Origin of the sequence: Microbacterium sp., from assembly GCF_047607465.1 — a bacterium.
GTDB lineage: Bacteria > Actinomycetota > Actinomycetes > Actinomycetales > Microbacteriaceae > Microbacterium.
Genome location: NZ_JASGCY010000003.1, coordinates 41,426 through 54,105 on the forward strand (window position 1 = coordinate 41,426; position 12,680 = coordinate 54,105).

Sequence of the window (12,680 nt, forward strand, 5' to 3'; positions counted from 1 at the left end):
GAGCATCCGAGACCGGCACGAACTGCGACCGGAGCCGTCCGGGAAATCCACGGATCGTCAGGAGAGCGGATCGCGGGGGCTCCGAACTAGGCTGGCACCGTGGCGCGGAGCATCTACATCACCTCAGCCGAAGGACACACGGGCAAGTCGACGATCGCGCTGGGGGTGATCGACGCGCTGATGCGCGTGACGCCGCGGGTCGGCGTGTTCCGGCCGATCGCGCGCTCCGTGACCGAGCGCGACGAGATCCTCGAGCTGCTGATCGCCCACGACGGTGTGCAGCTCGACTATGACGAGTGCATCGGGGTGACCTACGACGACGTGCGGCACGACCCCGAGGGCGCCCTGTCGAGCATCGTCTCCCGGTACAAGGCCGTCGAAGCGCAGTGCGAGGCGGTCGTCATCGTCGGCAGCGACTACACCGACGTCTCCAGCCCCGCGGAGTTCGGCTACAATGCGCGGATCGCTGCGAACCTCGGCTCGCCGGTGCTGCTCGTGCTGTCGGGCAGGGATCAGCAGCACCGGGCCGAGCAGCTGGGCACGACCTCCGCGCGCACCCCGGCCGCCGTCGGGAAGATCGCCGCCCTCGCGCTCGCCGAGCTGGAGGCGGAGCGGGCCGAGCTCTTCGCCGTCGTCGTGAACCGCGCCGACCCCGATGTGCGCGAGGAGATCATCGGGGCCGTGGCCGAGGAGCGTCCGGAGACGCCGGTGTGGGCGATCCCCGAGGACCGCACCCTCGTGGCCCCCTCGATCCGCGGCATCCTCGACGCCGTCGAGGGCACGCTCATCAAGGGCGATCCCGATCAGCTGTCGCGCGAGGCGCTGTCGATCGTCGTCGCCGGGATGTCGATGGTGAACGTCCTGCCGCGGCTCACCGACGACGCCGTGGTGGTGATCCCCGCCGACCGCACCGAGGTTCTGCTGGCGACGCTGCTCGCCGACGCGGCCGGCACGTTCCCGCGCGTGGCCGGCATCGTGCTGAACGGGCCGTTCCCGCTGCCAGAGCCCATCACGCAGCTGCTCGACGGCTTCGCCTCCACCGTGCCTATCGTCGCGACCGACCTCGGCACCTACGACACGGCCGTGCGCGTGATGCACACCCGCGGCCGGCTCACGCAGGCCTCGCGCGTGCGCTACGACCGCGCCCTCGCCCTCTTCCAATCGCACGTCGACTACACGGCGCTCGCATCGCAATTGGGACTGGCGACGTCGACCGTGGTCACTCCGCTGATGTTCCAGTACGGCCTCATCGAGCGCGCCAGAGCCGACCGCAAGCGCATCGTCCTCCCGGAGGGGAGCGACGACCGCATCCTGCGCGCGGCGGCCACGCTCCTCGCCCGCGAGGTGGCCGACCTGACGATCCTCGGCGACGAGGAGGCGGTCAGAGCCCGCGCGGTCGAGCTCGGCGTCGACATCGCCGCGGCCCAGGTGATCAGTCCGACCGATCCCGCCCTCGTCGAGCGGTTCGCCGCCGAGTACGCCCGGCTCCGCGCCCACAAGGGGATCACGCTCGCCCAAGCCGCGGACGCCGTCACCGACGTGTCGTACTTCGGCACGATGATGGTGCATCTCGGTCTCGCCGACGGCATGGTCTCCGGCGCCGCGCACACCACGGCGCACACGATCCGCCCGTCGTTCGAGATCATCAAGACGAAGCCGGGTGTGAACGTCGTCTCCAGCGTCTTCCTCATGGCCCTCGCCGATCGGGTCCTCGTCTACGGCGACTGCGCGGTGATCCCCGATCCGACCAGCGAGCAGCTCGCCGACATCGCGATCTCCTCGGCCGCGACCGCCCGGCAGTTCGGCATCGACCCGCGCGTGGCCATGCTGTCGTACTCGACGGGCGAGTCGGGCTCTGGCGCCGACGTCGACAAGGTGCGCGCGGCGACCGCTCTCGTGCACGAGAGGGCGCCGGAGCTGCTCGTCGAGGGCCCGATCCAGTACGACGCCGCCGCCGACCTCGCGGTGGCGAAGGCGAAGCTGCCGGATTCGCAGGTCGCCGGACGCGCGACCGTGTTCGTCTTCCCCGACCTGAACACCGGCAACAACACCTACAAAGCCGTGCAGCGCTCCGCCGGAGCGGTGGCGATCGGCCCCGTGCTGCAGGGACTGAACAAGCCGATCAACGACCTGTCGCGCGGTGCGCTCGTCGACGACATCGTCAACACGGTCGTCATCACGGCGATCCAGGCGCAGGGAGAGACGGCATGAGCACGGTCCTCGTCATCAACAGCGGCTCGTCGTCGCTGAAGTACAGCCTCATCGACGTCGACCGCGAGCAGGAGCTCGGCGGCGGGCTCATCGAGCGGATCGGCCAGGCGACGAGCCCGGTCTCGCACACGGTGCGGCCGGATTCGTCAGCGGATGCCGTCGCCACGATGCTCGTGGCCGAATACGAGTCCGAGCGGGAGATCGCCGATCACGACGAAGCGTTCGCGGTGATGCTCGAGCAGTTCGCGGCGCACGGCCCGGCGCTGGAGGAGCATCCGCCCTCCGCGATCGGCCACCGCGTCGTGCACGGCGGTTCGCGGTTCGTCTCGCCGACGATCATCGACGCCGAGGTCGAGCAGCAGATCGACGAGCTCTCCGTGCTCGCGCCGCTGCACAACCCCGCCAATCTCGCCGGCATCCGCTCCGCGCGGGCGGTGTTCGCCGAGGTGCCGCACGTGGCGGTCTTCGACACCGCCTTCCATCAGTCGCTCGCGCCGGCGGCGTACACGTACGCGATCGATGCCGACCTCGCCCGCGAGCAGCAGGTGCGCCGCTACGGATTCCACGGCACCAGCCACCAGTTCGTCAGCGCTGCGGCCGCGGCCTTCCTCGAGCGGGACCCGGGGGAGCTCCGGCAGATCGTGTTCCATCTCGGCAACGGCGCCTCGGTCACGGCCGTCGACGGCGGCCGGTCGGTCGAGACGTCGATGGGACTCACCCCGCTCGAAGGGCTCGTCATGGGCACGCGCTCGGGTGACATCGACGCGGCGGCGCTCCTGCACATCGCGCGCCGAGCGGGGTACTCGATCGACGATCTCGACGACCTGCTGAACAAGCGCAGCGGACTTCTGGGGCTCGCCGGGCGCAGCGACATGCGCGACATCCTCGCGGGGCGCGATGCGGGAGAGGATGCCGCCGCTCTCGCGTTCGACGTGTACATCCACCGCCTGCGCGCCTACGCCGGCGCCTACCTCGCGCAGCTCGGCGGCGTGGACGTGATCTCCTTCACCGCCGGCGTCGGCGAGAACGCCGCCGTGGTGCGCGCCGAGGCGATGGCGACCCTGGGCTTCGCGGGGGTGGAGATCGACCAGGAGCGCAACGCCGCCCGTGGGCGCGGCATCCGCCGGATCTCCACCGACGCTTCGCGCGTGACGGTCCTGGTCGTGCCGACGAACGAGGAGCTGCAGATCGCCCGGCAGACGGCCGAGCTCGCCGTCTCGCTCCGCTGAGCGCGCCGCGCGGGTCCCGCCGCACGGGGTGGCAGTCGCGCAGGGTCGCGCAGCGCGGATGCCGGAACACCTGCCACCCGGCGGGCCCCTCCCGCGTGCTCGGGCACGGGAAGCCCTACGCGCTCAAAGAACATGAGTGCCGCGCAGGGGACTACCCCGCCCAGCGCCACCCGACTACGCTGGCAGTCGTGGCACGGAGAGGTGCCGAACCCCTCGTCCTTCTCCTGGAGGTTCCCGTGCCCGATGTCCTGCCCGACCTGCTCGGCGCGGAAGGCGTGCTCTTCGATCTCGACGGTGTGCTCACACCGACAGCCGAGGTCCACATGCGCGCGTGGAAGGCCGTCTTCGACGAGGTCTTCGCCGCCTGGGACATCGCGCCGCCGTACACGGATGCCGACTACTACGAGTTCGTCGACGGCAAGAAGCGCTACGACGGCGTCGCCAGCCTCATGCACAGCCGCAACGTCGAGGTCCCATGGGGCGACGTCTACGATCCGCCAGAGGCGCTCACCATCTGCGGCATCGGCAACCGCAAGAACGCGGCCTTCGCCGCCTCCCTGCGCCGTCAGGGCATCGCTGCGTACCCCGGTTCCCTGGCGCTGATCGAGAAGCTGCACGCGGCGGGCGTGCCCCTGGGAGTCGTCTCCAGCTCGAAGAACGCCGAGGAGGTGCTCGCCGCCGCCGGCATCCGCTCGTTCTTCCAGGTCGTCGTCGACGGCGTCGTCGCCGAACGCGACGGCCTCGCCTCCAAGCCCGCTCCCGACATGTTCGCCGAGGGCGCGCGGGCGCTCGGGGTCGACCCCGGCCTCAGCGCGGCCGTCGAGGACGCGACCTCGGGCGCCGCTTCCGCCGCGGCGGCCGGTTACCACGTCGTTGTCGGCGTCGATCGCGGCACCGGCGCCGACGCCCTCCGTGCGGCGGGGGCGACGGTGGTCGTCGCCGACCTCGCCGCCTTCCTGAACGTCTCGGCCGGCGCTGCCGGCGCGGCATCGGATGCCGTCGCCCCAGGCGCAGCATCCGATTCCGCAACCGACTCCGAGGAGAACGAGTGATCGACCGCGACCGCTTCCCCGTCGACCCCTGGCGGCTCATCGAGACGCGCTACACAGAAGACGGCGTCGGCGAGACGCTGTTCGGCGTCGGCAACGGCTATCTGGGTCTGCGCGGCAACCACATCGAGGGCCGCGGAGCGCACGAGCACGGCACGTTCATCAACGGCCTGCACGAGATCTGGCCCATCAAGCACGCCGAGCAGGCCTACGGTTTCGCCGAGGTAGGGCAGACCATCGTCAACGCGCCAGACGCCAAAGTGATGCGCGTCTACGTCGATGACGAGCCGATCTCCTTCGACGACGCCGACGTACGCGAATACCGTCGCACTCTCGATATGCGCACCGGCGTGCTCGAACGGCTCGTCGTGTGGGAGACGCCATCGGGAAAGCGCGTGCGCATCCGCGACGAACGCATCGTCAGCTTCGTCGAGCGACACCTTGCGATCCTGAACCTCGAGGTGGTCGTCGAGAACTCCGATGCGCCGGTGACGATCAGTTGCCAGATGCTGAATCGACAGGACGGCGCAGGGGTCTATGCCGGCACCCCGGCCGAGGCGAAGGGGGCCGGTTTCGACCCGCGCAAGGCCGAGAAGATCGCCGACCGAGTGCTGCAGCCCGCAGAGCACTGGCAAGACGGCCTGCGCTCGGCGCTGTCGTACCGGGTCTCGGCATCCGGCATGACGGTGGCGGTCGTCGCCGACCACGTCGTCGACACCGAGAACGAGTTCAGCGCCCGCACGCTCATCGAGTCCGACATCGCCAAGAACGTCTTCCGGGTGCAGGCGAAGGCGGGGGTTCCGATCCGGATCACCAAGCTCGTCAGTTATCACACCTCGCGCGGCGTGCCCCCGCGGGAGCTCGTCGACCGCTGCCGCCGCTCCCTCGACCGGGTCGCCGTCGAGGGCGTCGAGGTGCAGTTCGCCCGGCAGGCGGAATGGCTGGCCGCGTTCTGGGAGCGCAGCGACGTGCAGATCGCCGGCCACGACGACCTGCAGCAGGCCACGCGCTGGTGCCTGCTGCAGCTGGCCCAGGCCTCCGCTCGGGCCGACGGCACCGGCGTCGCCGCGAAGGGCGTCTCGGGGTCGGGGTACAGCGGCCACTACTTCTGGGACACCGAGATCTACGTCCTGCCGTTCCTCACCTACACCTCGCCGCAGTGGGCGCGCAACGCGCTGCGCGCGCGGGTGCTCATGCTGCCGGCGGCCCGGAGGCGCGCGGCGCAGCTGAACGAGGCCGGGGCGCTGTTCCCCTGGCGCACGATCAACGGCGAGGAGGCGTCGGCCTATTACGCCGCAGGCACCGCGCAGTACCACATCAACGCCGACGTGAGCTTCGCGCTCGGCAAGTACGTGCGCGCCACCGGCGACGACGAGTTCCTGCGCCGCGAGGGCGCCGATGTCGTGATCGAGACGGCCCGGCTGTGGGCGACGCTCGGGTTCTGGCGCGTCGCGCGCGACGTCGTCGACGATGCGGATGCCGACGGCATCTCCACCTTCCACATCCATGGGGTCACCGGGCCCGACGAGTACACGACCGTCGTGAACGACAACCTGTACACGAACGTGATGGCCCGCTACAACCTCCGCTATGCGGCGAAGGTCGTGCGCGAGATGGCCGAGGCGCACCCCGAGGCGTATGCGCAGGTCGTGGAGCGCACCCGGCTGCGCCCCGATGAGGCCGACGAGTGGGAACGTGCAGCCGAGGCGATGTTCATCCCGTACAGCGAGGGCCTCGGCATCCATCCGCAGGATTCGCTCTTCCTCGAGCGCGAGGTGTGGGATCTCGCGCACACCCCGGCGTCGCAGCGTCCGCTGCTGCTGCACTTCCATCCGCTCGTGATCTACCGGTTCCAGGTGCTCAAGCAGGCCGACGTGGTGCTCGCGCTGTTCCTGCAGGGCAACCACTTCTCGCTCGAGGAGAAGCGCGCCGACTTCGACTACTACGACCCGCTGACCACGGGCGACTCGACGCTGTCGGCGGTGGTGCAGTCGATCCTCGCCGCCGAGGTCGGTTACCAGGATCTCGCCCGCGAGTACTTCGAGCAGTCGCTGTTCGTCGACCTGCACGACCTGCACCACAACGCCGCCGACGGCGTGCACGTGGCGTCGGCAGGAGGCGTGTGGACGGCGCTGGTCAGCGGCTTCGGCGGCATGCGCGACTATGCCGGCGAGCTGAGCTTCGACCCGCGTCTGCCCGCGGACTGGCCGTCGCTGTCGTATCCGCTGCGGTGGCGGGGGTCGGTGCTGCAGGTCACGCTGACGCGCGATGCGCTGCGGGTCGAGGTGCGATCAGGGGATCCGGTGCCGTTCAGCGTGCGCGGCGACGCGTTCATCGCCGAGGTCGACGCTCCCGTCGTGGTGCCGTTGGCCGATCAGGGGCCCGTCATCGCGGGGCGCCCGACGCTGCGGCCGTTCCAGGACGCCGTCCGCGAGGACGGCACTCCGCTCGCCCCGACGGTCCCGGTGATCACGACGGCGATCCCCGTGCTGGACGCCGCCCCGATCGACTGACCCCCGCTCTTCTCTGCTTTTCTCCGTCGGCGCCCCATCTGCGCGGCGACGCCTCACCTGGCTGACGTCAGCCAGGTGGGGCGTCGCGGGCCAGGTGGGGCGTCGGCCGTGGGAAGGGGATGCTGGGGAGAAAGGGGAGGGGATGCTGGGAGGGGGAGAGGGGGAGGGGGATGCTGGCGGCGCGAGTGTCTGCGGCACGCCGTAGGCTGTTCTGGTGACCACAGCCCTGTACCGCCGCTACCGCCCCGAGAGCTTCGGTGAGATGATCGGGCAGTCCCAGGTGACCGATCCGCTGATGACCGCGCTGCGCGGCGACCGGGTCGGGCACGCCTATCTCTTCTCCGGCCCTCGCGGCTGCGGCAAGACCACCTCGGCGCGCATCCTCGCACGCTGCCTGAACTGTGCCGAAGGTCCAACCGACACCCCTTGCGGCACCTGCCCGAGCTGCGTCGAGCTGTCGCGCGCTGGGGGCGGTTCCCTCGATGTCGTCGAGATCGACGCGGCGAGCCACAACGGCGTCGACGACGCCCGCGATCTGCGTGAACGCGCGACCTTCGCGCCCAGCCGCGACCGCTACAAGATCTTCATCCTCGACGAGGCGCACATGGTCACGCCGCAGGGCTTCAACGCGCTGCTGAAGCTCGTCGAGGAGCCGCCGGAGCACGTGAAGTTCATCTTCGCGACCACCGAGCCCGAGAAGGTGCTCGGCACGATCCGCTCGCGCACGCATCACTATCCGTTCCGGCTCGTGCCGCCGGCCGCGATGCTCGCGTACGTCGAGAAGCTCTGCGCCGAAGAGGGCGTCGTCGTCGAGCAGGGCGTGCTGCCGCTCGTCGTGCGCGCCGGCGGAGGCTCTCCCCGAGACACGCTCTCGCTGCTCGATCAGCTCATCGCCGGCTCCGACTCCCCGGCCGGCTCCGAGACCGTCACGGTCGCGTACGAACGAGCTGTCGCCCTCCTCGGCTACACGCATGCCACGGTGCTCGACGAGATCGTCGACGCGCTCGCCGCAGGCGACGCCGCTGCCGCCTTCCCCGCGATCGACAAGGTCGTGCAAACCGGTCAGGATCCGCGGCGCTTCGTCGACGACCTGCTCGAGCGCCTGCGCGACCTCATCGTCATCGCCGCCGTCGGGACCGGCGCCTCCGCGGTGCTGCGCGGTGTCGCCGATGACGAGCTCGAGCGGATGAGGGCGCAGGCCGCGTCCTTCGGCTCGGCGCGCCTGTCCCGCACGGCCGACGTCGTTAGCGCCGCGCTCGACGACATGTCCGGCGCCACCTCGCCGCGGCTGCACCTCGAGCTCATGGTGGCCAGGGTGCTGTCCACAGCCTCGGAATCGGCAGCCGGGGAGTCCGCAGCCGCGAGGTCCGCCGCCGCGAACGTCGCTCCGGTCCCCGCCGAACGTCCGGGTGCGGAGACCGCCGCGGCGGCTCCGGCTCCCTCGAGCGCGACGGCTCCAGCGCCCGCTCCGGCTGCGGCGCCCGCTCCGGCCGCGGCGCCCGCTCCGGTTGCGGCGCCCGCTCCGGTTGCGGCATCCGTCTCCTCCGGCCCCGTCACGATCGAGCGGATCACCGCCGCGTGGTCGGGAGTCCTCCGGCGCCTCGAAGACATCAGCCGCACTTCGTGGTTGCTGGCGACGGCGGTGCAGCCGCTCGCCTTCGACGCCGACGGCGACGTCCTGACGCTCGGGTTCACGAGTCAGCACGACGTGCAGAAGTTCAAGGGCGCCACGCCCGGATCCGGCCCGTCCGACCATCTGCGCACCGCGATCGAGCAGGAACTCGGCATCAAGGTCAAGTACCGGCCCGCGCCGCTGCCAGTCGGGGGAGCACCGCGCCAGAGCGCGCCGCAGGCGGCGCCGACCAACGACGCACCGGCGCCATCGGAGCCTGCGTCAGCGGGCTCTTCCCGTCCGCAGACCCGTGCCGATTCCGCCGCTGTGACCGAGTGGGCGGTCGCGTCGATACCGTCAGGAGCGGATGCCGTCGCCCCCGCGCCCGCGGAGCGATCGAGCAGCGCGATGGCGGGCGCTGCTCCGGCTGAGGGCGTCGCGGGCGAGGCCACGCCTTCGGAGACCGTCTCGGACAGCCTCGCGCCCACGGATGCTGCGGCGACCGGGCCTGCGTCTGCGACCGCTTCCGCCTCGACGGCCCCCGTTTCCCCCACCGCGGCCTCCGCGTCGTCCGGCGGCAGGGTGGCGTCCGGCGAGAGCACTCCGCCGTATGACGGCGCACCCTCCCAAGACGACACGCCCTCCCACGAGCCCGCACCCTCCCAAGACGACACGCCCTCCCACGAGCCCGCACCCTCTTACGACGGCGCACTGTCCCGCGACGGGGCACTGTCCCGTGACGTCGCACCCTCTTACGACGACGTACCCTCCTACGACCCTGGACTCTCCTACATCCCCGAGCCCCCCTACACCCCCGAACCTCCGTACGACGCCGAACCTCCGTACGACCCCGAGTACGACTCCGCGCCCCCAGAGCGGGGCGGCCACTGGTCGACGACCGGTGAACCGGAGTCCTACGGCTCCGCCGGGAGAGCGGCTGCGCGACCCGTCGCGCCCGCCCAGCCTCCCGCCGGCGCTTCGGCCGCACCGGCATCCGATGCTCCTGCCGCCCCTCGCCGCCCCGCGGCGTCCGCGCCCGTCGTCAGCGAACGCACGCCGACCGGCGGCGTGCAGCGTTACGGCGAAGCCGTGATCCGCCAAGTGCTCGGCGCGACATTCGTGCGCGAAGAGCCCTACGAGCCCCCGACGAGGTTCAACTGATGTACGACGGCATCGTCCAGGAGCTGATCGACGAGTTCGGCCGACTGCCCGGCATCGGACCGAAGTCTGCGCAGCGCATCGCGTTCCACATCCTGCAGACGCCGACCTTCGATGTCGCGCGTCTCGCTGAGCTGCTCACCGAGATCCGGGTGCGGGTGCGCTTCTGCGAGGTGTGCGGCAACGTCGCCGAGCAGGAGCGCTGCGCGATCTGCCGCGACCCGCGGCGCAATCCGGCGCTCATCTGCGTCGTGGAGGATGCGAAGGACGTCGCGGCCATCGAGCGCACACGTGAGTTCCGCGGTCTCTACCATGTGCTCGGCGGCGCGATCAGCCCGATCGCCGGCATCGGCCCCGAAGACCTGCGCATCGCGCAGCTGATGACACGGCTCGCCGACGGCACGGTGCAGGAGGTGATTCTCGCGACGAACCCCAACCTCGAGGGCGAGGCGACGGCGAGCTACCTGAGCCGGCTGCTGACCACCATGCAGATCACGGTGTCGCGGCTCGCCTCCGGGCTGCCGGTCGGCGGCGACCTCGAGTACGCCGACGAGGTCACCCTTGGTCGGGCCTTCGAAGGGCGGCGCGTACTGTGAACTCGGGGTTCTCCCGACGCGGCTGGCTGCTCTTCGCCGCGATGTGCCTGCTCTGGGGCGTCCCCTACCTCTTCATCAGCATCGCGGTCGAGTCCCTCTCACCGCCTGCGATCGTCGCGGGGCGCACGCTCATCGCCGCGCTCCTGCTGCTGCCGTTCGCGATCCGCTCCGGCGCGCTCAGGGCCGCGCTGCGACGGTGGCCCTGGGTGCTCGCCTTCGGACTCGTCGAGATGGCGGGGCCGTTCGTGCTGCTCGGGCACGCCGAGACGACCCTGCCCTCCGGGATGACCGGCCTGCTGGTCGCCACGGTGCCGCTGTTCGCCGCGCTCATCGCTCTCGGCGGCGGGGACCGCAGCGTGCTGCGCCCCGCCAGGGCGATCGGACTCGTCGTCGGCTTCGTCGGCGTCGCGATCGTGGTCGCAGGTCCCGGATTGTTCGGTGGGGACGTCAGCCTGCTCGCCGCAGCCGAGGTGCTGTTCGTCGCGGTGCTGTACGCGATCGCCCCGTTCATCGTGGCGCGCAAGCTCGGAGACGTGTCCTCGCTCGGCACCATCACGCTGTCGCTCATGATGATCGGCATCCTGTATCTGCCGATCGGCCTGCTCACGCAGCACCAGGTGCCGACGCTGCCGTCGATCGTCGCTCTGCTCGTGCTCGGTGTCGTGTGCACGGCCGTGGCCTTCCTCGCGTTCTTCGCGCTGATCGGCGAGGCGGGGCCGGTGCGGGCGCCCCTGTTCACCTACGTCAACCCGGTCGTCGCCATCGTGCTCGGAGCGATCGTGCTCGCCGAGCCGTTGACCCCCGGGCTGCTCATCGGATTCCCGCTCATCATCGCCGGATGCTGGTTCGCCGCCACCGGCGGACGGCTGCGCCCCGCGGCATCCGCCCCGCTGCCACCGGCTCCCTGAGTCCGCCCGGCGTCCGACACATGCGCCTGGGAGCATACAGACGCTCCGTAGAATGGGTGCGGGCGGATCCGCCCGACATCCCAGGGAGTGAACGTGGCCCTCATCGTGCAGAAGTACGGCGGCTCGTCTGTCGCCGACGCAGAGAGCATCAAGCGCGTCGCCAAGCGCATCGTCGACACCCGTCGTGCTGGCCACGACGTCGTCGTCGCCGTCAGTGCGATGGGTGACACCACCGACGAGCTGCTCGATCTGGCGAATCAGGTCGCCCCGATTCCGGCGCCGCGAGAGCTCGACATGCTGCTCTCCAGCGGGGAGCGCATCTCGATGGCGCTGCTGGCGATGGCGATCCACTCGATGGGTTTCGAGGCGCGCTCGTTCACCGGCAGCCAGGCCGGAATGATCACAGACTCGCAGCACGGCGCTGCCCGCATCGTCGATGTCACCCCTGTGCGCCTGCGCGAGGCTCTCGATGAGGGTGCGATCGTCATCGTCGCCGGCTTCCAGGGCTTCAACCGCGACACCCGTGACATCACCACTCTCGGACGAGGCGGCTCAGACACCACCGCTGTCGCCCTCGCCGCTGCACTTTCCGCTGATGTGTGCGAGATCTACAGCGATGTCGACGGCATCTTCACAGCCGACCCGCGCGTGATTCCGAAGGCCCAAAAGCTCGATCACATCTCGAGCGAGGAGATGCTCGAACTCGCAGCGAACGGCGCGAAGGTGCTGTACATCCGCGCCGTTGAGTACGCACGCCGTCATGGCGTCCTGATCCACGCCCGGTCGACGTTCTCGTCGACGGAGGGCACCTACGTTCTGGGTGAGGGGCAGAAGTCCCCCCGCGCATCCGAGGGAGAAACCATGGAAGAGCCGATCGTCGCAGGGGTTGCCACCGACTTCAGCCAGGCCAAGATCACCGTTGCCGGGGTACCTGACGTCCCAGGCAAGGCCGCCGAGATCTTCAAGATCGTTGCGAAGTCCGGGGCGAACGTCGACATGATCGTGCAGAACGTGTCAGCGACGGGCCGCACCGACATCTCGTTCACGGTGCCGAAGGCCGATGCCTCGGCTGCTCTCAAGGCGCTGGCCAGCGATCAGTCGGAGGTGGGCTTCGCAAGCCTCGTGCACGACGATCAGATCGGCAAGCTGTCGGTGGTCGGCGCCGGAATGCGAACGCATTCCGGTGTCTCGGCGATCCTCTTCGAGGCGCTGTCGGATGCCGGCATCAACATCGAGATGATCTCGACCTCAGAGATCCGCATCTCGGTGGTGCTGCGCGACTCTGATCTTGCGGAGGCCTCCCGCAAGGTGCACACGGCCTACGGGCTCGACGGCGAGACTGAGGCCACAGTCCACGCAGGCACCGGCCGCTGACGGCATCCATTCACGGCATCCGCTGCGCAA

Annotated in this window: 8 protein-coding genes; all 8 read left to right on the forward strand. The window is 70.3% G+C overall.

The window, feature by feature from the left end; all coding sequences use genetic code 11:
• The first annotated feature begins 99 nt into the window (after window positions 1-99).
• The 8 genes from pta (at window position 100) to QM568_RS00425 (ending at window position 12,650) form a co-directional block, all read left to right on the forward strand.
• Window positions 100-2,211 carry a phosphate acetyltransferase gene (pta, locus tag QM568_RS00390; protein WP_415134658.1) on the forward strand — a complete coding sequence of 704 codons (2,112 nt, stop codon included), beginning with the start codon at window positions 100-102 and terminating at the stop codon, window positions 2,209-2,211.
• Window positions 2,208-3,440 carry an acetate/propionate family kinase gene (locus tag QM568_RS00395; RefSeq protein WP_415134660.1) on the forward strand — a complete coding sequence of 411 codons (1,233 nt, stop codon included), beginning with the start codon at window positions 2,208-2,210 and terminating at the stop codon, window positions 3,438-3,440. Before pta ends, QM568_RS00395 begins: the two co-directional genes overlap by 4 nt.
• 236 nt (window positions 3,441-3,676) lie before the next feature.
• Window positions 3,677-4,492, forward strand: coding sequence for an HAD family hydrolase (locus QM568_RS00400; protein WP_415134662.1), 816 nt, complete (start codon window positions 3,677-3,679; stop codon window positions 4,490-4,492).
• Complete coding sequence (locus tag QM568_RS00405; protein WP_415134664.1) at window positions 4,489-7,002, forward strand: glycoside hydrolase family 65 protein; 2,514 nt, start codon at window positions 4,489-4,491, stop codon at window positions 7,000-7,002. Before QM568_RS00400 ends, QM568_RS00405 begins: the two co-directional genes overlap by 4 nt.
• A 214-nt stretch (window positions 7,003-7,216) precedes the next feature.
• Window positions 7,217-9,775, forward strand: a complete 2,559-nt coding sequence (locus tag QM568_RS00410) for a DNA polymerase III subunit gamma and tau (protein WP_415134666.1) — start codon at window positions 7,217-7,219, stop codon at window positions 9,773-9,775.
• Entirely contained in the window at window positions 9,775-10,368 is a 594-nt protein-coding gene (gene recR / locus QM568_RS00415; RefSeq protein ID WP_415134668.1) for a recombination mediator RecR, read from the forward strand. The genes QM568_RS00410 and recR overlap by 1 nt, the downstream gene beginning before the upstream one ends.
• Window positions 10,365-11,276, forward strand: coding sequence for a DMT family transporter (locus QM568_RS00420; protein ID WP_415134670.1), 912 nt, complete (start codon window positions 10,365-10,367; stop codon window positions 11,274-11,276). The genes recR and QM568_RS00420 overlap by 4 nt, the downstream gene beginning before the upstream one ends.
• A gap of 93 nt (window positions 11,277-11,369) precedes the next feature.
• Window positions 11,370-12,650, forward strand: a complete 1,281-nt coding sequence (locus QM568_RS00425) for an aspartate kinase (protein ID WP_415134672.1) — start codon at window positions 11,370-11,372, stop codon at window positions 12,648-12,650.
• Window positions 12,651-12,680: the final 30 nt, after the last annotated feature.

Coding starts and splice junctions, on each gene's coding strand:
- QM568_RS00395 (WP_415134660.1), top strand. CDS start 2,208: ATGAGCACGGTCCTCGTCATCAACAGCGGCTCGTCGTCGCTGAAGTAC.
- recR (WP_415134668.1), top strand. CDS start 9,775: ATGTACGACGGCATCGTCCAGGAGCTGATCGACGAGTTCGGCCGACTG.